Annotated in this window: 16 protein-coding genes; 4 read left to right on the top strand and 12 right to left on the bottom strand. The window is 63.2% G+C overall.

Annotated features, from left to right (window positions below; all coding sequences use genetic code 11):
* Nucleotides 1-49: 49 nt before the first annotated feature.
* From D9R12_RS10490 to D9R12_RS10475, 4 genes are all read right to left on the bottom strand, one after another.
* Nucleotides 50-1,315: a ferredoxin reductase family protein gene (locus tag D9R12_RS10490; RefSeq protein WP_122230323.1), complete on the bottom strand. Its 1,266-nt coding sequence runs from the start codon at nucleotides 1,313-1,315 to the stop codon at nucleotides 50-52.
* Nucleotides 1,316-1,813: 498 nt separating this feature from the next.
* Entirely contained in the window at nucleotides 1,814-2,824 is a 1,011-nt protein-coding gene (locus D9R12_RS10485; RefSeq protein WP_244672033.1) for a phospholipase C/P1 nuclease family protein, read from the bottom strand.
* A gap of 17 nt (nucleotides 2,825-2,841) precedes the next feature.
* Entirely contained in the window at nucleotides 2,842-3,975 is a 1,134-nt protein-coding gene (locus tag D9R12_RS10480; protein ID WP_122230319.1) for a YdcF family protein, read from the bottom strand.
* Nucleotides 3,975-6,440 (bottom strand): TonB-dependent receptor, encoded by a 2,466-nt coding sequence (locus D9R12_RS10475; protein ID WP_122230317.1) that lies wholly within the window; start codon nucleotides 6,438-6,440, stop codon nucleotides 3,975-3,977. Before D9R12_RS10475 ends, D9R12_RS10480 begins: the two co-directional genes overlap by 1 nt.
* A 433-nt stretch (nucleotides 6,441-6,873) precedes the next feature.
* Here D9R12_RS10475 and metF point away from each other — a divergent pair, with 433 nt between their 5' ends.
* Both metF and D9R12_RS10465 read left to right on the top strand, forming a co-directional pair.
* Complete coding sequence (gene metF, locus D9R12_RS10470; protein ID WP_014159726.1) at nucleotides 6,874-7,704, top strand: methylenetetrahydrofolate reductase [NAD(P)H]; 831 nt, start codon at nucleotides 6,874-6,876, stop codon at nucleotides 7,702-7,704.
* Nucleotides 7,705-7,766: 62 nt separating this feature from the next.
* The gene (locus tag D9R12_RS10465; RefSeq protein WP_244672032.1) at nucleotides 7,767-8,360 is read left to right on the top strand and encodes a DUF4124 domain-containing protein; all 594 of its coding nucleotides are present in this window, start codon (nucleotides 7,767-7,769) and stop codon (nucleotides 8,358-8,360) included.
* On the opposite strand, the gene D9R12_RS10460 is transcribed toward D9R12_RS10465, so the two are convergent.
* From D9R12_RS10460 to rimK, 3 genes are all read right to left on the bottom strand, one after another.
* Nucleotides 8,350-9,732, bottom strand: coding sequence for a sensor histidine kinase (locus tag D9R12_RS10460; protein WP_122230315.1), 1,383 nt, complete (start codon nucleotides 9,730-9,732; stop codon nucleotides 8,350-8,352). The genes D9R12_RS10465 and D9R12_RS10460 overlap by 11 nt on opposite strands.
* Nucleotides 9,695-10,372: a response regulator transcription factor gene (locus D9R12_RS10455; RefSeq protein WP_014159723.1), complete on the bottom strand. Its 678-nt coding sequence runs from the start codon at nucleotides 10,370-10,372 to the stop codon at nucleotides 9,695-9,697. The genes D9R12_RS10460 and D9R12_RS10455 overlap by 38 nt, the downstream gene beginning before the upstream one ends.
* A gap of 205 nt (nucleotides 10,373-10,577) precedes the next feature.
* A complete protein-coding gene (gene rimK / locus D9R12_RS10450) occupies nucleotides 10,578-11,486 on the bottom strand; it encodes a 30S ribosomal protein S6--L-glutamate ligase (protein ID WP_014159722.1) in 909 nt (302 codons plus the stop codon).
* 236 nt (nucleotides 11,487-11,722) lie between these two features.
* Between rimK and D9R12_RS10445 the strand changes: the two genes are divergently transcribed.
* Nucleotides 11,723-11,959 carry a ribbon-helix-helix domain-containing protein gene (locus D9R12_RS10445; RefSeq protein WP_210539089.1) on the top strand — a complete coding sequence of 79 codons (237 nt, stop codon included), beginning with the start codon at nucleotides 11,723-11,725 and terminating at the stop codon, nucleotides 11,957-11,959.
* A gap of 4 nt (nucleotides 11,960-11,963) precedes the next feature.
* On the top strand, nucleotides 11,964-12,278 hold the full coding sequence (locus tag D9R12_RS10440; RefSeq protein WP_122230311.1) for a type II toxin-antitoxin system RelE/ParE family toxin: 315 nt from the start codon (nucleotides 11,964-11,966) through the stop codon (nucleotides 12,276-12,278).
* 162 nt (nucleotides 12,279-12,440) lie between these two features.
* Here D9R12_RS10440 and D9R12_RS10435 read toward each other — a convergent pair whose 3' ends face one another.
* From D9R12_RS10435 to D9R12_RS15800, 5 genes are read right to left on the bottom strand one after another with little or no spacing between them, the layout of a single operon-like run.
* Nucleotides 12,441-15,197 (bottom strand): DEAD/DEAH box helicase, encoded by a 2,757-nt coding sequence (locus D9R12_RS10435; RefSeq protein ID WP_122230309.1) that lies wholly within the window; start codon nucleotides 15,195-15,197, stop codon nucleotides 12,441-12,443.
* Nucleotides 15,194-16,276: a PDDEXK nuclease domain-containing protein gene (locus tag D9R12_RS10430; protein ID WP_122230307.1), complete on the bottom strand. Its 1,083-nt coding sequence runs from the start codon at nucleotides 16,274-16,276 to the stop codon at nucleotides 15,194-15,196. Before D9R12_RS10430 ends, D9R12_RS10435 begins: the two co-directional genes overlap by 4 nt.
* Complete coding sequence (locus tag D9R12_RS10425; protein ID WP_122230305.1) at nucleotides 16,273-17,976, bottom strand: site-specific DNA-methyltransferase; 1,704 nt, start codon at nucleotides 17,974-17,976, stop codon at nucleotides 16,273-16,275. The genes D9R12_RS10430 and D9R12_RS10425 overlap by 4 nt, the downstream gene beginning before the upstream one ends.
* A 3-nt stretch (nucleotides 17,977-17,979) precedes the next feature.
* A complete protein-coding gene (locus D9R12_RS10420; RefSeq protein ID WP_122230303.1) occupies nucleotides 17,980-20,298 on the bottom strand; it encodes an AAA family ATPase in 2,319 nt (772 codons plus the stop codon).
* Nucleotides 20,295-20,471: a hypothetical protein gene (locus D9R12_RS15800; RefSeq protein ID WP_170159225.1), complete on the bottom strand. Its 177-nt coding sequence runs from the start codon at nucleotides 20,469-20,471 to the stop codon at nucleotides 20,295-20,297. Before D9R12_RS15800 ends, D9R12_RS10420 begins: the two co-directional genes overlap by 4 nt.
* Nucleotides 20,472-20,522 lie beyond the last annotated feature (51 nt).

The following is a 20,522-nucleotide window of genomic DNA, read 5'->3' as shown; positions in this document are numbered from 1 at the left end:
GCGCAGGTCAAAAGGCAGCTGCAACGAAGGTTGACGCAATCAATCATCGTCACCGGAATTCAAAGAATTCATGGCGCAAATTGGCCTCAGGCACACCATTTGCCTGCAGGGTCCGACTGACCTGCGCCAGCAGGCCGCTCGGGCCGCAAAACGCCACGTCGATTTGCGCCGGAACAGCTTCCCGGCAGATGACGCCGATGCGATCGACGAACGCCGGATCCGACGCTCCCCCCGCAACCGGCACCAGTTCCGCCCCGCGCTCGCGTGCCATGGAGGCCATCACCGGGACTTCCGGGAAATCGCGGCCGGGCGTGAAGAAATAGAACAGCGTGACCTTGTCGAAACTTCCTGCGCGAGGATCCTGAAGCCAGGCAATGAAAGCGGAGATGCCCACTCCGCCGCCGATCCAGACCTCGCGCCGTGCCTCTTTCCGACGCAGGAACCGCCCGTAGGGCGCGTAGATGTCCGCGCGCATCCCGACGCTCGCCGTGGCAATCAACCTGCCGGTGAAATCACCCAGGCTGCGGATCTCGAAGCAGACCCGGCCCTTCCCGCCGCTGCCCGATGCGATGGTGAACGGATGCGGCTCGCGCATGCCCTGCACGTTCATGCGCAGGAAGCCGAACTGGCCGGCCTGGAAATCGATGCCATCGCGCACCGGCTCCAATTCCAGATGCATCGCTGCAGCGCCGGGACGAACCCCGACCACCTGGTACTCGGCATGCCTGGACACCAACGGATACAGCAGCAGTTTGTAGAACGCGCCCGCCACGCCTGCCGCCGACAAAAAAGCCAGCCAGATGCCGGCCGGGCTGTCCAAGGCGATCGGCTGCTTGAAGCTTAGCCAGTGCAGCACCACCACCACCAGCAACGGCCCGGACAGCTTGTGCCACCAACGCCATACGCTGTAGGGGATGTTGCGGTTCAACGCCAGCAGCACGATGAACATCAGGCCGACGAAGGAGAGCTGGCGAATGAATCGCGGCCAGCCCTCCGGCAACGGCAGGATGACGGCAGTCTCCCAGCCGGACATGCCGGCCTTGAACGTCAGGTGGAACGAAGCCAGCCCCAGCGCCCAGATGCCCAGCCATTTGTGCACGACGTACACACGGTCCAGGCCACCGAAGATCGATTCGACGAACCTCCAGCGTGCGCCGAGAACCGCCGCAGCCGCCATCAGCGACAGCGCCGCCACCCCCGAAGCGAGGCTGGCGGCTGGCACGCCCATGCGCGTGCCAGCCGGCAGTTCGAGTGCCGTGAGCGCCGCGCTGGCCAGGACCAGAAAGGCAACGGTATGCCAAGGCTTGGGGTGCATGCCCGCAAACTATGTCCTCCCGCCACACCCAGGCATTGATGCAGATCAATTGCGCCGTCTTCGATGCCGATGGCCTGCGCCAGATCACGGCTGGAATCAGCCACGCACGAATGCCGGACGTTTCTGCAAACCCAACGCGCCGCCGGTGCGGTTCGGCAAGCTTCCCCGCCTGACACAGAAGCTGAAAGTAGAACTTTCCGGCCTGTTCCCGTCACCAGGTGCCGATCAAGGCCTCGAAGTTCACCGAGACGCAGATCGTCTCGATCTTCAAGCAGTCCGGCGCCGGCGTGCCGGTCAAGGATGTGGCGCTTCACCGTTCCGGGTGGGGAACGTCGCCTTCCGGGGATGAGAGATATCGGGTTGTACACCTGACCGGGGGACTTGCCCGCTCATGACCCCCACCTGATCCGGTGATGCGCAGCATTCCCTAGTAAAGCGGTGAATCCCGCGCAGCTCGCGAGTTGACGTACCAACCATTGCCCGGCTGCCGCCCGTGTCTCAACGCAGTGCGGGTGCCGAGCCTGTCTCCGGGTTGTAGGCAGGATTTTTTGGATCGAGCGGGTTGGGCAAATCTTCGCGCGGCACCTGTCCGCTTTCCACCCATGCGCGCTGGACCATGTCGCGCAACATGGCCGCACCGGCAGCGACCTGCTGAACAATCAGCGCATTTGCCGGCTCATCCTGTGGGTTGCCGAACGCATTGCGCTGGTCCAACTGGTAAATGGTTTCCACATGGCTGCCGGATTCGTCCAGATAGGTCAGGACCGACTCGAAAAGATCGCCCCGCTGGCGCCTGACCGCCGGAATGTGCGGCAGAATTCTGGCGTCCTCGAGGCCGATGGCATCGACGAACTGCGACTCGACGCGACCATGGATGGCCTTGTCGCGCGTATATCCTTTCGGATTGTCGCCTCGCCAGCCGTCGCTGTGTATGGATCCATGCAGTGGTTGCGCGCCATCACCGACGTAATGCCCCAGCTGGGAGACATGGAAGGCGCATACCTGTTCAAGAAACCGCGTATCGGTGCCTTCGGCCTCCGCCTTGCGCAGAAGACGCATTCCTGCGATCAGCCGGCCATAGGATTCCATCGCCGCATAAGGCAGCGTGCCCGTCCAGCGCACATTGGTGCGCTGCGCCGTTTCCGGATCGGTGTCCTTGATCCGCAGATACTCGCGGTGCAGCGCCAGGATGAACTCATAGCGCGAACGGGGGATCGGATCGATGAACGCGAACTGTTCGCGGAACCAACCATGGTTGGGGTCCTCTTGTATCTTGGAGAACGGTTCGGAAACCGAGCGCCAAGTATCCGGAACTGTCGAGGTGTCACCGATGTAATCCATGTACTTGCGCAGGAAGACCGGGCCATCCCCGGGAAGGCTGGCGATCGCGGTCCGGTTGATGACTGCGTGTGCACGCTTTCCCCAGGCCCACGCCTGACCCGGCGCAACAGCGAACGCGACGGCAAGTGATACTCCGAAAAAAATGACTGCAGTTCGAACATTGGGCATGGATGGCTCCCGACTATTCAAGGATCAAGTGGGTCGAGCGGATCGACCTTCGCGGAAGCCGCGGACGGCCGGAACACGATATCAAAGGGTGAAGTACGTGCGCCGACCCTGCCGGGCTGGTAGCCCAGTTCGCGCTGGTTGCGTTCGACGAACTCGGCACTCTGCACTGCGTCGATGTGCGGGGGGTCGCTGAGAACCAGCGCATCGCGGTCCATCGGTGCCTTCATCGACATCAGCAATCGTGCGGAGTTGCGCAGGTTGGTCGTCGTATGCCTTGCGTGAGGCTCGATCACAATGGCGTGCGCCGGCACTGCGTACCTTTCGATCAGTGCACGGCGCATTTCGACCGCTTCGACGAAGCGTGTCCCGCGTGGATGCACGGCAGCGCCGCTTACGATGATAAAGGGCGCCAGACCACTGAAATAACGCTGCGCCGCGATCTTGACGTGCAACTTGCCCCGGGCGCTCAGTGGCGTCAGCAGGTCCTTCGGTCCCGCACCAAGCACGATGATCGAGGTGTAGCGATAGCGCGACCAGTCCAGTCCCCTGGCATGTTGGAAAGCGTCCGAATTGAGCCCGCCGTCAAGCGGCTGGAAGGCAATGGCATCCAGTCGTTCGTTGACGTCAAGGAGCGCCAACGCCAAGCCGATGCTGAAGTCGAACCCTGCAGGCGCCTCATCGCGACCCGCCTCGGCAATAGCGGCCGCCACGACGCAATCTTCCGCGATCCGAACGCGATCCTGCTCGCCAATCGGTCCGTCAATCCGGGGATAACGCGGTGCGCTACCCCTGCCGTAGACGTCAAGGATGGTGTTGAGTCCCAGCAGCTCGCGATGCGCCGCATTTGCGCGATCCCGGTTCTCGGCAGACGGACCATCGGCCGCGGCCATCGCCGATACCAGTTCGATCTCGCTGTTACTCCACAGCGATACATTGACCTTGCACGGCGCATCATCGGCGCATGTCGCCAGACGACGGTCCCGCTGTTCCAGCATCGAACGAACTTCCGATGGCACCCCGGCCCTGTCCATCGCGGCAACCACCGGAAACAGGCGCTTGCCGAGCGCGGCGATTACCTGATCTTCCCCTGTCCTGGCCAATGCCGGCTGGATCGCGGCAACGGCCATACACACGAGTAGCGCCAGGCGCATCACCAGCTCCTGCTCAGGACCAGACGGAAGTTGCGGCCAAATAGCGGACGCCCATAAATCGCCTCGCCCGAACCCTGGCCCGCCAGTGCGTCAGTGCGGGTATTTCCCTCGGTAAGGCCTTCCTCTTCGGTCAGGTTATCTCCCACCAGTTGCACGCCCCATGGGCCGCGTTTCCACGATAGCCCCAGGCCCAGCGTCTGGTAGGAGGGTAACGCGGTACGGTTGAACAGATCGACATAGGACTTTCCTACAAAATCGTAGCGAAGGTACGCTTCGATCTCGCTATCGCCAGTCATGAAGCTGAAAGTCGGACGGATATTCCCGTAAACTTTCGGCTCGCGGACGATCTGGTTACCGTTCACTGCGGCCGGATCGGCGCCGGCGCTGTTCTGCAGTTCATCGTACTGCGGGTCGCTCAATGTCACCGCGCCGGCGAGCGCAAACCACTCGTTCGCCCTGAACAGGCCATCGACTTCGATCCCTTTCGACACAGCGGTACCAATGAACGGCACCGACTGGTCGTTGCGTCCGGTAACCGGGTTGTAAGCCACGAACGACGCGTTCAGTGGGTCGAACTTGGTGTAGAAGGCGGTCAGGTAAACGTAGGAACGGCCGAATGCAGCCTTCACGCCCAACTCGTACTGGTCGGTCTTGGTCTTGATGATGGTTGGATCGATGCTGCGCGCCACGTTGGACTGCGGCACGATCTCCACGTGGGAAGCACGGCCATAGGTGCCGAAGTTAGCGTTGAAGTCGTAATTTGCCCCCACGGTCCAGTTGGTGGCGGACGGATCGAGGTCGTGCGTCTGGGTTGTGCCACTGAAGCGTCGGGTGGTGTCGTCGGCCAGGGTGTTGGCATCTCCGAGGTTGGCGCTGGCGGTGCCTTCGGCATAGCCTTCGTAGTCATACCGTTCGTGTCGGATGCCAGCGTCGAGCTTGAGCTTGTCGGTCAACTCCCACGTATCGTTGACGTATAGCGCAAACATCTTCGCATCGACCTCGCCCGCGTTGAGCGTGGTCGTGTAGCGCAGAACACCATTGTCAGTGACGTATCCCAGTGGAGTTCCCTGGGCTGAGTAGGCGACCAGATCAAGGGTCCTGGGCTTTCCCTTGACCTCAAGCAACATGTCCTGGTAGGCAGTGAAGGCCGTGGTTCCGTAGAACGAAGCATAGATGCCGATATTCAGATCGTGCGCGCCGGAGCCCGCTTCGAACCGTCGGGCTGCGCTCAGGTCCGCCTGGGTCGAATAAAAATCCGACTCGATCGCCCGATACTGCGCCGAAATCACCAGGCCGGAAGCCGCATACGGGTCATAAGCCGTCGCGCCATTCGTGCCGGCCAGGGCATAGCCCATCGATGCGACTCCGGTACCGAAAGCCCTCTGCGCCGTTCCCAGGTAGCTGTTGGCAAAGATGTTTGCATCGGCCGGATTGGTCGTGGAATAGAGCGCATCGAAGCTCACCTCGCCCTTGGTGTATCCGGACTTGAGCGAGACGACCCAGTCGCCTACGTTGTTTTCGTACTGGAAGCCGACGTTACCAAAGCGCATGTGGCGGCCGTCCGCCAGGTCTCGGTGCAGGCTCTTCAGCACGTTGGACGAATCCAGGTACTTGAGCGACACGTTGCGCAGCGACGGCGAATTCATGGTGCCGGTGAAGTAGTCGATGAACGGATCCAGCGAGACCGACGGGTTGCGCGGATCAGCGACCGGGATCGGCAGATAGAAGACGTTGTGGTCGTCAACGAAGGTGCCGCTGACCTTGACCCAGCCATCATCCAGGTAATGTTTGAGATTGGCGCGCAGCTGGCCACCCTTGTCGTTGGGAAAGCCGTTGTCGCGGTAGCCATCGTGTTCGCGCAGAAAGCCGCCCACCGCATAGTAGGTCTGTCCCGAGAGGGCGCCGGACTGGTAGGCTTCGGCGCGGTAGAGCCCGGTATCGCCCAACGTGAGCTGGGCCTTGCCCTGGGTCTGGTCGCCGCCCTCAGCCAGGATGTTGTTGACGATGGCCGCGCCACCGCTGGCGTAGATCGGCGCCGGGCCGCCGCGCACGACCTCGACCCGCTGGTTCATGAGGTCCAAGCGGTGCATGCCCTCACCGGAGTTGAAGAAGTGCCCGTCGATTTCATGGAACAGCGGCAGACCATCCTGCTGGAAGATGATGAAGCCGCGGTCGGTCGGGATGCCGCGCAGGCGGGTGATGTTCTGCACTTCGCCGCCAGTCGATTCGACATGGATGCCGGGCACGTTGGCCAGCAGGTCCGCATAGCTCTTGGGCGCCAGCTTCTGGATTTCCTCCCCGGTCAGGGAGTTGACCGCATACGATGCGTCGAAACGACGCTGGGTACGCGCCGCGCCGGTCACCACGACCGCACCCAGATCGCTGACTTTCTCGCGTTTCTCGGAAGGGGGCGTTTGCTTCGGCGCAGGCGGATTTTCTGCCGCTTCTTGCGCGACTGATACCATGGGAGCAGCCAAGGCAATCGCAACTGCCACCGCAGCGCGATTATATGTAGTCCTAAGACCGTGCATAAACACTGACCCCTTATGAGTGAGAACACCAACGTCGTCGAAACGAGCGTTGTGCATTATCAGGAGCGCTCATTACAGGCCTGCGTAATGACCGGGCACCATCGAGTGGGGATATGCCATCCCTGCCCTGTCCTTTTATTGACACAAATAGGGTCCGGCAATGCGGCGGCGGCCCTGATGCCAACCGGACGCCCCGGCTGATCTATCGGTCCGTCCGCCTGCCATCGCACGAGCCGCCCTCGCGCCGGCTCCTGGTTCACGGCGCGGCGGCCGTAAGCAGTCCTTTTGCGGCGGTGCCGCGCGCTGGCATCAAATCCATCGCGATGAAGCGATACAATCCCTCTCCCACGCCGTCGAACGCTCCGCGATGATCCCTGTCAGCTTCGAGTTCTACCCGCCCAAGACCGAGGACCAGCGCGCGCAGCTGGACCGCACCGCGGCCAAACTGAAGAAATACGCGCCCGAGTACGTCTCGTGCACGTTCGGCGCCGGTGGCTCGACCCTGAGCTACACCGCCGAGACCGTGCGCCACCTCCAGCAGCACCATCGCTTCGACGCCGCCCCGCATCTGTCGTGCGTGGGCGGCAGCCGCGAGCAGATCCGCGCGCTGCTGGCGCGCTATCGGGCGATCGGCTGCAGGCGCATCGTGGCCCTGCGCGGCGACCTGCCCTCGGGCATGGGCCATGCGGGCGACCTGCGCCATGCCTCGGACCTGATCGCGCTCATCCGCGCCGAGCACGGCGATGCCTTCCGGCTGGAAGTCGGTGCGTATCCGGAAACCCATCCGCAGGCCAGCGACGCGCTGAGCGACCTGAAGCACTTCAAGGCCAAGGTCGATGCCGGCGCCGATGCCGCCATCACCCAGTACTTCTACAACGCCGATGCGTATTTCAGCTTCGTCGATGCGGTGCGGGCGATGGGCGTGCAGATCCCGATCATTCCCGGGATCATGCCGATCTCCAACTTCAGCCAGCTGCGCCGGTTTTCGGAGCAGTGCGGCGCACAGATCCCGCGCTGGATCGACAAGCGCATGGCCGCCCATGGCGACGACGCCGAGGCGATCCGCGAGTTCGGCGCCGACGTGGTGGCGCAGCTGTGCCAGCGTCTGGTCGAGGGCGGCGCGCCGGCGCTGCACTTCTACACCCTCAACCTGGCCAGGCCAAGCCAGCTGGTGCTCAAGCGTCTGGGGCTGGGCTGACGCCATCGCCGCCGCGGCGGCGGGCCGTGGCTCAGCCGCGCCGGGTTAGGCTGCCCGCTGCGATGCGCGTCCCTGTCCTGCCCTGCCTGCTGATGATTGCCGTGACCACCGCGCTGGTGGCGCCGGCGTGGGTGCCTGCGGCCGCGGCCCAGGCCGTGCATCGCTGTACCGATAGCGCCGGGACCAGCGTGTTCACCGATCGTCGCTGTGAGGATGTGGGTGCGGCCAGCCGCGTGATCCGGCCACGGGTCAACGCCACCGGGCAGGCGGCTGCGCCGGTGTACCTGGACTGTCCGCGCAGGCTGAGCGAGCTGGTCCAGCGGATCACCGCGGCGATCGACGCCGGCGATGCCAACCGGCTCGCCTCGCTGTACCGGTGGAACGGGATTTCCGACGCCTCGGCCAATCGCCTGATGGACCGGATGGAAGCCATCGTGCGCCGGCCGCTGCTGGACATCGCCCCGATCTTTCCCAAAGTGACGCCAGCGCCGGTCGTCGATGCCAATGCCGATGGCTTCTATCCGCAGCCGATGCCGCCGCAGAAACAGCGCCCGGTCGGCCTGCGCCTGCAGCAGACCCTGGCCAACACCGGCACGCCGTCCAGCACCGTGCTGGGCATCGGCCGCAGCGATGGCTGCTTCTGGATCACGCTGTAGCCGAGTCGGCCGGGCGGAACCGCAACGTCGCCACCACCCCGCGCTGCGCGCCGGGACGCACGCTGACCTGCCAGCCGTAGAGCTCGCACAGGCGGCTGACGATGGACAGGCCGATGCCGCCGCCCTGCGAGTGCCCGGCGTGGGTGCCGCGATAGCCGCGGTGAAACAGCTTGGCCGCGTCTTCCTCGCTCAGGCCGGGGCCCGAGTCGATCACTTCCACCGCATCGTCCAGCACGCGCACCACCACCGTACCTTCGTGGGTGTACTTGACCGCGTTGCCGATCAGGTTGCCCAGGGCCACCGACAAGGCGGCTTCCGGCGCATCGATGACCAGGTCCTGGTTGCCCTGCTGGATCAGTTCCAGCTGCTTGCCGCCGATCTGCGCGCGGTGCGCATCCAGCAGCTGGTCGGCGACCCGGGCCACGTTGCTGCTGCCCTGTCCGCGTTCGTTGCGCGAGAGCAGCAGCAGCGAGCCGATCAGGTCGGTGCAGGCCGCTTCGGCACGCTGGATGCGCAGCAGGCGCGCCTGGATCTTCGGCTCCAGGTTGGGCCGGCCCAGCAGCAGTTCGGTGGCACCGCGGATCACCGCCAGCGGCGTGCGCAACTCATGGCTGACATCGGCATTGAACTCGCGGTCGCGCTGGACCACTTCGGTCAAGCGCTGGGAATAGTCGTCCAGCGCACGCGCCAACTCGCCCACCTCGTCCTCGGGGAACAGCGGCCCCAGCTGGGTCGGATTGCTGCTGCCGCGGTAGGCGCGCAGGCGCGTGGCCAGCTCGGACACCGGGCTCATCACCCGCGAGGCCGACCACCAGCCAATGATCAGCGAGAGCAGGGTGAACAGCCCCACCGTGGCCCACAAGGTGCGCCTGAACTGCACTTCGCCCAGGGCGACCTGGCCCATGTCGTAGGTCAGGAAAAACCACGCGTTGGGCGTCTTGCGCACGCCCACCCGATACGAAAACGGCTTGCCGTCGGCATCAGTGCCCGACAGGGTGTGGATGCCGTCGTCCAGGTGCTCCCAGTCCGGAAAATCACGGCGCAGGCTGTCCAGCTTGTCCGGGCGGTACAGGAAACCCTTCATCTGCTGGACCGGGGCCCCGGCCTCGGTGCCGCCGCTGCTGACGAACCGCCGCCAGGTTTCTTCCAGGTTGCGGTTCATCACGTCTTCGACCAGCTGGTTCTCCACCCGCTGGCGGGCCAGGATCGAGGCGTAGGCGAACAGCACCGTCAGGCAGAAGCCCAGCAGCACGAACGACCAGACGATGCGGGTGCGAAGGCGCCGGCGGAACTTGCGCGCACGCGCCGCACCGGGCCGTGCGGCGCTGCCGGTCTCAGGCTTCGGGTGCGGCGATGCGGTAACCGATGCCATGGCGGGTCTGGATGTACGGGGTGTCGAAAGGCTTGTCCACCACCGCACGCAGGCCGTGGATGTGCACGCGCAGCGAATCGGAGTCGGGCAGTTCCTCGCCCCACACGCGGGTTTCCAGTTCCTGGCGGGTGACCACCGCCGGGGAGGCTTCCATCAGCGACTGCAGGATCTTCAGCGCGGTCGGGTTGAGCTGCAGCAGCTTGCCGCCGCGGCGCACCTCCAGCGTGTCCAGGTTGTATTCCAGCTCGCCTACCTCCAGCACCCGGGTCTGCACGCCCTTGCCACGGCGCGAGAGGGCATTGAGGCGCACCTCCACTTCCTGCAGGGCGAACGGCTTGATCAGATAGTCGTCGGCGCCGGAGTCGAAACCGGCCAGCTTGTTGTCCAGGCTGTCGCGCGCGGTGAGCATCAGCACCGGGGTCTGCTTGCGCGCCTCGTTGCGCAGCTTGCGGCAGACCTCCAGGCCATCCATGCCCGGCAGGTTGAGATCCAGCACGATCGCGTCGAAATCGTGGACCACGGCCAGATGCAGGCCGGTCACGCCGTCGGCGGCAAAATCCACGGTGTGACCGCGGTCTTCCAGGTAGTCACCCAGGTTGGCGGCGATGTCGCTGTTGTCTTCGATGACGAGAATGCGCATGTCAGCAGGCCTCCTGGAGGCGGATGGCCAGCAGCCGGCAGGCGCGGCGCATCGGGGCAATGAGGGTCATGGGATACCTTGGGTTGTCTTCGCAAAGCGAGAAGCGGCGGGGCTTGCAGGGGCTGGCCGGCCGCATTCAGGTGGCCGATTCTGTCACACCGCCAGTGAGGCTCCCTGCACGGCGGTTCATGTCCGTCCCGTGGGTTCAGGGCGCGGCGCGACGGCCACTGTGCTTCCTATTGACCGCGCCGCAGGCCACCAGTTCCACGATCGCCCCGGCGATGTCCACGCCGGAGACCTGTTCGATGCCTTCCAGGCCGGGCGTGGAGTTCACTTCCAGCACCAGCGGGCCGCGCGCCGAGCCGATCAGGTCCACCCCGGCCACGGCCAGCCCCAGGGTGGCCGCCGCGCGCACCGCCACGGCGGCTTGCTCGGCGGTGGCGGTGGCCGCGGCGGCCTGGCCGCCGCGGTGCAGGTTGGAGCGGAAGTCGCCTTCCGGCGCCTGCCGGCGCATGGCTGCCACCACCCGCTCGCCAACCACGAAGCAGCGCAGGTCCGCGCCCTGGGCTTCTTCCACGAACTCCTGCACCACGAAGCTGGCGTACAGCCCGCGCAGCGCCTCGACCACCGACTGCGAGGCCGACAGCTTCTCGGTCAGCATCACGCCCGCGCCCTGGCTGCCCTCGTTGAGCTTGATCACGTGCGGCGGTGCGCCCAGCAGCGCCAGCAGGTCGGCGGTGTCGTCGGGGTTGTCGCCGAACACCGTGGCCGGCAGGTCGATGCCATGGGCCGCCAGCAGCTGGTGCGCACGCAGCTTGTCACGCGCGCGCAGGATCGCATCGGAAGGATTGGGCGTGTGGCAGCCCATCAATTCGAACTGGCGCAGCACCGCGGTGCCATAGCGGGTCACCGACGCGCCGATGCGCGGGATCACCGCGTCGAAGCCGGACAACGTCCTGCCCTTGTAGCGCAGGTCGAAGCGCCCGGCGTCGATGCGCATGTAGCAGCGCAGCGGATCCAGCACCCGCACCACGTGCCCGCGCTGGCGCCCGGCCTCGACCAGCCGCCGGGTCGAATAAAGCCGGGGGTTGCGCGAAAGGATCGCCAGTTTCATGCCGCCGCTTTTGCAGGAAGAACCACGGCGCCTAGCATGACACGCGCCGTTCACCGTTCCGCTGCAGGCCAGGGCGCCCGGATCGCAGCGCGGCGCGCGCTCCTTTTTCGCCTGACATCGGCGCGCACCGGCCACAGAAGAGGCTGCCGGATGCTTGTCTCCGTATTCCTTTTTGAATATATTGAATACGATAACGGCAACAGGAGCCAGCCATGTCCCGGACAACGACCACGACCATGACGGTTCGCCTCAGCGGGCCGCTCAGCGATTTCGTCGCCGCCAACGTGGGCGAGCACGGCGACTACGAGAACGTCAGCGAGTACATGCGCGACCTGATCCGCCGCGACAAGCAACGCAAGGAGCAGGAAGCCTTCGACCGGCTGAAGGCCGAGCTGGCCCATGCCTTTGCCTCCCCGGAGGCCTCGTACCGTCCCCTGACCGCCGCCGACGTGATCGCGCGCAACCGAGGCTGACTGCGTGGCCAAGGTCCTGGTCCAGGAGGCGGCGTCCTGGCGGCTCGACCAGATCTACCGCTACACGCGCGATCGCTGGGGCACCGAACACGCCGACCGCTACATCACCGGCCTGTTCGAGGCCTTCGACGGCATCCAGACACACCGGACATCGTCCAGGCCCATTCCCGCCGAGTTCGGCATCGAAGGCTACTTCTTCCGCTACCAACGGCACTTCGTCTACTGGCGCCGGCTCTCCAATGGCGACATCGGCATCGTGACCATCCTGCACGAGCGGATGCACCGGATCGACCGCTTCGGGTACGATTTCGGTTCATGAGCCCGCCGCGTCGGGGCGAGGTGCGAGTCGGGGTCATCTATCGCGGCGGCGAGCGTTCAAGAATCACCTGTAGCTGCAGCCTTGCGCCGGGTCAGGCCCGCCGGTTCATCATGCGCCTGAAGCGGCGATCCTCCGCCGCCTGGATGCCTGCACCGAAGTCGATCAAGGTGCGCTCAACGACCCCTTGACCTCAAAGCGCAGGTAATCGGCAAGCCGTTTGGACTCGCTGACTTCGTCATGCGGCACCAGCAGGTACTTCCAGCGCTTGGTGCCGACGTTTGCCGCGTGATCGGAAGCGTGCCTGCACCAACGCATGGCGGCAGCTGCCTTGGCCTGAACCTCCTGAGTGTCGACGTCCACCCGTGCCTTGGTCTCCACCATGAAGATGGTCGTGTCCGTCTCGGCCACGAAGTCGGGGATGTACTCCGGCTGCTCGGCGCCGAGCTTGTAGTAAATCTGGAACTGCCCCTTCGCAGGCTTGAGCCACCTCAAAGCGTCACGCTCCAGGATGATGGCGAAGCGCCGCTCGGTATCCGAGTCGAACTTCTGCAGCGGATACAGGCAACGCGCGAAGCCGCCGAAGAGCATCTGCTTGATGCGGCTGGGATCAAGCACGGTCTCCCGGAAGTGGTGGGCCGTCTGACCTGCCATGGCGGTGTAGTTGCAGGGCTTGAGTGCGGTGAAACCGCGGCTGACCTGCACCTCGTACTCGGTTGCCTCCTCCCAGAAGTGGGCCATCATCTGCGCGTGGATTTCCCGCGCGATCAGGCGGCGATCGCGATCCAGCACGCCGAGGGCCGCATCCTCGGACAGATAGCTGCGCAGGTGCCGAACCATCTGGCCCGCGAGCTCATAGAGCAGGTCGGCATGGGTGAAATAGTCGATGTCGTCGAAATCCACCAGCGCGTGGACGATGTAGTCCTCCGGGCGCTGCTCCTTCAGGCCGAGTTCGGCGGCCAGCGTGAATTGCTCGTGGGTGCGCAGCATCTGGCCGACGATTTCGCGTTCGCCCGGCTGAAGGTGAAGCTGGCTCACGTCCAGAGTAAATGGGCGAAAGCCCGTCGTGACCTCGCCGGTCGGCACCACGGCGATACGCGGAATGTCGATGGCTTGCTGCACCACGATTTCCGTGGTCTTGGCCACCACGGCCAGCAGATCGAGCGCAGGCGCCGATTCGTCCACGCCGGCCAGCAGCGAGCCCTGCAAAGGTCTCATGCGCTCCGCCACCTCCGCCAGGATCTCCTGCTGCACCTCCGGCTTCAGCAACGCGCTACGTGTGGGCGCAACATCGCGCCTGACCTCGTACTTTCCGATGACCTCCATGACCATGCGGGCGGCCTGCTTCTCCGCTGCGGTGGAGAAACTCGGTGCGGGCAATTCGGCGGTCGTGGGCGGCCCACTATCGGCACCTGATGCGCTCGTCTGCACAACGGGCGCATCCGTCAGCCCGAGACGCGCCGCAGCGACCGATTCGACCTGCACGCTGACCTTCCTGTCGGCTGCGCTGGGTGTATCAAGCACGACCTGCTGCAGGCGGATCGGCGAATCGCTACGGTTGGCCTCGTCGATGATCTCCTGAAAGCGGTCGTGGGCCACGATGTTCAGCCGATCCACGGCCGCCACGCCGGTGCGCTTGCCATAGGGCAGACGCAGACCGCGCCCGATGGACTGCTCGATCAGCGTGCGCGCATTCGCCGCGCGCAGCGGCACGATCGTGTAGAGGTTGGTCACGTCCCAGCCTTCCTTGAGCATGTTGACGTGAATCACGATCTCGGTCGGCTCGTCCACACTCTCCACGGCCAGCAGGCGCGAGATCATCTCCTCTTCCTCCGCGCCGGTGCGGCTGGAATCGACTTGGATCACCTTGTTCGCATAGCGGCCTTCGTAGAATTTTTCCGACTCGATCAATGCCTTCAACTGGGCCGCATGGGTGGTATCGCGCGCGATGACGAGCATGAAGGGCTTGACCGGCTTGACGCCGTTCTCGCGGGCGTAGGTGAGCAGTTCGACCTTGGTGGTCTCGTGCAGGCGCACGCCGTCTTCCAGCTTGGTCTTCTCCACTTCCTCCGGCGTGTGATCGCCGGCCTTGAAGTTGCGCTGGGTGACCACGGCCGGCTCCTTGACGAAGCCGTCCTCCATCGCCCGTGCCAGCGGGTAGTCCATCACCACGTTTTTGAACGGCACAGGACCACGGGGGGATTCCACGAAGGGCGTCGCCGTCAGTTCCAGGCCGAACAGCGGCTTGAGTTCGTTGATGGCGCGCACGCCGGCGCTGGCCCGGTAGCGGTGCGACTCGTCCATCAGCAGCACCAGGTCGGTCAGATTGGCCAGATGGTTGAAGTAGCTGTCGCCCAGCACCTCGCGCATGCGCTTGATGCGGGGCTCCTTGCCGCCGCGCACCTCCGAGTTGATCTTGGAGATGTTGAAGATGTTGATGCGCACGTCGTGGGCAAAGCCCATCGACTGCTCGTCCACCGCCGCGCCGGTCTGGTCGTAGTTGTCGCCGGTGATGATCAGCGGTGGCTGCTGCGCGAACTCGGCGATGCCCTTGAACACGTACTTGGCCGTGTTGCGCGTGAAGTCCGTGATGAGCTTGTTGTAGATCGTGAGATTCGGCGCCAGGACGAAGAAGTTGTGGATGCCGTGCGCCAGATGCAGGTAGGCGATGAACGCCCCCATCAACCGCGTCTTGCCCACGCCGGTGGCCAGCGCGAAGCACAGGGACGGAAACTCGCGCTCGAAGTCCTCCAGGGTGGGGAATTCCGCCTTGAGCGTGGACAGAATGGCCGCAACGTCCTGCTCGTGGCCAAGCAGATCGGGCGCGGCATCCAGCGCCTGCTTGAGCTTTGCCAGCGACTCAGCCTGTGGTGGCCGCAGCGAAAGCCGTCCCGCCACATGGTTCTGAACACGGGCGCTCATTCTGCATCTCCCTTTTTCCTGCGCAACCGTTTCGGTTTGTCGCCGTTTTTGCTATCAACCGTTCCCAATTCGCTTTCCAGTTGCTCCACCGTCGGCAAGCTGGTGGTGAGTGATTGCGGCAAATCGCGCAGCAAGCGGTATTCGGCAACGCCGATGGGCTTGTCAATACCCGATAGCGCGTACTCGGCCACTGTGCGTTTGCGGGTCTTGCACAAGAGCAGCCCGATCGTGGGCTTGTCGTCCGGCGACTTGACCTGCCTGTCCACGGCTGTGAGATAGAAGTTCAGCTGACCCGCGTGTTCGGGCTTGAACTCGGCGGCCTTGAGCTCCACCACCACATAGCACTTCAGCCGCGTGTGATAGAACAGCAAATCAATGAAGAACTCGTCGCCTTCCACCTCCAGCCGGTACTGACGGCCAACGAAGGCAAAGCCACTGCCCAGCTCCAGCAGAAAGCGGGTGACATGCCTGACCAAGCCAGTCTCGATGGCACGTTCGCGCGCTTTATTGCCAAGGCCAAGAAAGTCGAACAAATAGGGGTCTTTGAGAGTATCGTGCGCCAGTTGCGACTGTGGCGCCGGTAACCGCGCCTTGAAATTGGTGACGGCCTTGCCGTGTCGCTCCAGCAGTCGATCGCGGATATTGGCTTCCAGGGTGCTGCGCGACCAGCCGCCGGCGAGGGCCTGTTCGGCGTATTGCAGGCGCTGCGCCGGGTCCTTCAGCTTGGTCAGCAGAATCACGTTGTGGCCCCAGGGTAATTGGCTAACAGCTTGTTGCCCAATTGCGGCATCCGGCCAGGCCTGGGCTAAAGCGCGCATGAATTTCAGGTTGGCGAGGGAAAACCCCTTCATCTCCGGAAAGGCATCGCGCAGGTCGCTGGCCAGCCGGTCGAGCACCTTGTCACCCCAATTTGCGGTTCTCTGCCGTTGCAGGATCTCATTGCCGATCTGCCAATACAGCATCACCAGTTCGGCATTGGCCGCCAGCGCCGCGCGCTGGCGAGCGCTCACCACCCGCGCCTTGATGTCAGCCAACCAGTCCGCGTACTCGGGTGGGGTTGCAGTGAACTTCTTGTTCATGGCGTGCACTCCCCATCGCCAAACAGGTCGGGCACGGGTGCTGCCTTTCTCCCTCTCCCGCTCGCGGAAGAGGGTTGGGGTGAGGGGGCTTCTTCTTCAGGCGCCGCCATCGGCAGATTGGCCACGTTCAGGCTGTAGTCGTCGTGGCCCCATTCGCAGCGGGCCAGCACCATCTTCGGAATCTTCTTCAGCGTCAGGTTCGGCCAGCGCTCGGCCGCCCGGGCCGCCGTGACGCCACGGAAGGCCGCGCAGCACACCAACAGGCTCTGCTCGAAACCGACCTCGTCGGACAGGGCCTGCAACTGCTCGGCGGCCAGGTTCTGCGTGGTGACGTAGATGAAGTCGCGCTCGCTGGAATGGCCGTGCTGCCACCAGCGGGTTTCCGAAGGCGCGTAGCTGAAGCCTTCCAGCTTGGCCAGCGCCTCGGCCAGTTGCGCGGCGTTGTACTCCGGGTTGATCACCGGATTGCCCCAGCGGTCGTGGACGATCAGCGTGGGCGCGAGGCGGCAGTAGCGGAAACCGCCGCCGCCCTGCCAACCCACGGCCTTCGTGATGCCGCCCGTGTCCTCACCGTCGATGACCTTCTTCAGGCGCGGAATAATGTGCGTGTGGCAATGCTCGCCCAGCTCCACCATGATCCAGCGGCGCCCCATCTTGTGGGCGACCGCGCCGGTGGTGCCGGAACCGGCGAAGGAGTCGAGGACGAGGTCGCCAGGGTTGGATGCGATGGTAATTACGTGACTGAGCAAGCGCTCCGGCTTCGGCGTGTCAAATGGAATCTCGTTGGGGAACAGCGCCTGGATCTCTCTCTTGGCCTCTTGTGAGTGACCAACTTCCGTATGCGACCACCAGGTCCTGGGTACTAAGCCTTCTTGTACTTCTCGCAAGAAGAGCTTCACTGCCGGGTTGTTATCGCCTTTTTCACCAAATACGATCCGCCCCTCTTTGACCATCTTCCAGAATTGATCCTCCAACACCCGCCAGTGGCTGCCTTTCGGGGGACTTACTTGGCGGCCGGACGGCGTTGTTATGGTGTACATGAGCCCTTCATGCCGCTCCCCTGCAGCGAAGATTGGACCCAGTCGCCACGGCCCGCGTGGATCATTGTCAGGATTTTTGTACTTGCTGGCACTCTCTTCTCCCCGTGGCAGAAGATTTCGAACACGCTTCCAGTCTTGCCCCATCGGGGAGTACAGCAAGACGTAGTTATGTGCAGGAGAAATTGCCGCTGCGTTACTCCGGCCGTAGAAGTTCTCCCACACCAGCGACGTGACGAAGGCTGAACGCCCAAAGACCTCGTCGCATAGGACTTTCAAGTAGTGTCCTTCGTTGTCGTCAATCGTGATCCAAAGCGATCCATCCTCCGACAGCAAACGCTTGATGATCTCCAGCCGGTCTCGCATCAGCCCCAGCCAGATCGAATGCTCCAGCCCGTCGTCGTAATGCATGAAGGCGCTGCCGGTGTTGTAGGGCGGATCGATGAACATGCACTTCACCTTGCCGGTGAACTCCTGCTCCAGCGCCTTCAGCGCCAGCAGGTTGTCCCCAAAGATCAGCCGATTGTCGAAGATGTCGTTGTCCGTCACCCGATGCTTGGCGTGATATGACTTCTCCCGGTCTTCGAGCAGAATGCGCGGCTCCAGCTTGGGCCGCTTCTCCTTCCCGATCCAGGTGAGTTCGAGTTTCTGTTTGTTACTCATCTTTCAACTCGGCTTCTTCAGCGGGTGCAACCGGCGCGTTTCGCCAGCCGTGGCCCAATAGCTACCGGACTTGCCGTTCCTGGGCCAGCCGGTTTCGTGATCAATTAGCGCATCCGCCAGAGCCAGCACCTCCGCGCCGAAAGCCATGGCATCGCTATCTAGCAGGTCAAAGGACAAGGCGTTGAAGTGGCAACCCGTAACGTTCCGGACCTGGGCGATCCGCGCAAGCTCAACCAGATGAGACTCCAGCGCGCGCGGGTGATAGGTGACTGCGCCTGAAGCATCCTCATGCCGATGCTCAACCCGCAGGCTCTTGCGCAGCTTGTCGTCGATGGCGGGTAAGAGGTCACCCAGTGCGTAGGTTCCGGAAGCCTTCCTGGGAACTTTGCATTCGTAGAGCAGGGTTAGGAATTCCAGAACAGCTTCCAGAATGACGCCTGCCTTCGCGCAAATGGCCTGATGGTCAGGCGCAGCTTCGCCCAGCATGGCGCGCAGTCGCTCTACTTCGGGGATGTTTCGACTGTGGGACATGCCTTGTTGGAGGGACCAGCGTGACAACTCAACGAACTGGCACTGCCCGTTTTTCAGCCACCCCCAGCGGTACTTTTGCCGCCAAGGTCCGTAGTGCGTCGTCACGATGCAGTGGCGGAATTTGGCGACTGTGTCGTAGATCATTTCGATAATGCGTTCGACATGCGGCTCATCCACGCTGCCAAGCACGTCGTCCAGCACCAGCAGCTTGTATTCTGGCGTATCGCGCTCGGCAAGTGCTAGGAAGACGCACAGACCCAGCGTGTCGAGGTGCGAGTCACTGAAGTACGCCTGCGGCGGAGAGTCCGGGTTGCCACCGAAGTCTGCTGCGATCTCCAGTGACGCTCGCTTTCCCTCCTCCAGCGCCAAGACGATCTTATTCAGCCCTTCCCCTGGATGAATGGCCTCGTAGAGCTCGCCTACCCGGATGGAGATAGCGCTGAGGATAGCGTCAGTGAAACTCTTGCGCTCGCGTTCGATTAGTTCGAGTACCTGCTTCAGGCGAGGAACGAGTAGCTCTAGCTCTTGGGCGCGCTGCTCGTTTTCCTCTAGGATTCTAAGAGAGGTACGTAAGGCGCCGACAAACTTCTTGTCGGCGACACAGGCTTCAGCGGTGAGCGCCCACTGGCCTCGCTTGTCCTGGTGTGCAACGATCCAGCTGTCCCATTGTGCAATATCCGCGACCATCGGAAGCGCCGGCACCGGGATGTCCGTCGGCACTTCCCCGTCGGAGCAGTACGCCTCGAAAGCAGCAACGTCAGCGGCTGCTGCCATCTTCGCGTCTTCGAGTCGCTGTTGGGCAAGCTCTACAGCCCTCGTTTTTGCCAAGACGGCTTGCTTTGCTGACTCCAGCTTATTGTGCTGGTCTTGGGATTCGATACGCCTGGTAACCTCAGCTACCAAGTTTTCGGTGTTTTCGCTGCTCTCACACAGAGGGCAGACAGACGGATCTGGGTGGTTCCTGAAGTGCACCTGTGCCGCCTTCAAGATGTCCAGCACTTCCAGATAGTCGCTGGCCATTGTGCCTTCGAGCGCTGCGAGTTCCTGCTGTGCCGCGTTACGCGCAACTTCGGCATTCTTGAGCTGGCTATCCAGGTCAATCACCTTCTGTGGGTGTGAAACGACTTTATCCCACAGCGCCATCAACCGATCGACGACGGCCTTGCGCAGATCGATCTGCGTCTGGTCCCTCTGCACTTCCTGCTCAGCCCAAGCAATGGCGCTGGCGCCCGGACTCGACGCTTCCCTCCAGAACCCATCGATCGCTGCCCTATTCTCCGACACGCGGGTGCTCGCGGTGTTGTACTCGTTCTGCTTGTCGAGGATTAGCTTGCGTAGTGTGCCTTCGGACGCCTCTACTCCACCGACATCGATGAAGCGGCCAATCTCCTTGTAGCGATCAGCTGGCTTGGCCTCAATAAGCCGGAGAATCTGGGTTCGCCGCAATACGGCGACCTGAGGTCGCAGTGCCTCATTGCTCACCACCACGTCGCTCTTGCCTAGGGAAACGCTGCAGCTTCCGGAACCCGTTTCCAAAGTTACTTCGACATCGATCGCCTTCTTTCCGATCGACGGCCAGTACCTGCGCGTGGCGCCTAAGCCGCGAGTATCCAGAGAGCCTACTTCACCGTTTCCAAGCAGGTCGAAAGCATCCGCCACGGTGGACTTCCCCGTGCCATTCTCGCCATAGATGATGACGAGCTTTTTGCCCTTCTCGAACGACAAGGTGAAGGGCGTGACTGATCCTCGGAGATTCTCGATAGACAAACTAATGAGCGATGGAACAGTCATTGCGCTTCCTCCTTCGCCAATGCATTTTCCACCGCCATGAGCCAGTCTTCCGCCTTCATCGCGCCGGTCGCAAGCTTCGCTTTGTACGTCTCGACATCTCTGGTAAGAAACAATCCGTCCTCTATCAACAAAGGAGCAACTACTTCAACCAATTCTTCGGAAAGCGACGTCATCGGAACCTCACCACTTGCGTGCGTATCGATCTTTTACAACTGAAACAATGT

The sequence above is a fragment of the Pseudoxanthomonas spadix genome, assembly GCF_003703395.1.
GTDB lineage: Bacteria > Pseudomonadota > Gammaproteobacteria > Xanthomonadales > Xanthomonadaceae > Pseudoxanthomonas_A > Pseudoxanthomonas_A spadix.
This window is presented reverse-complemented; position numbering and strand designations above follow the sequence as displayed.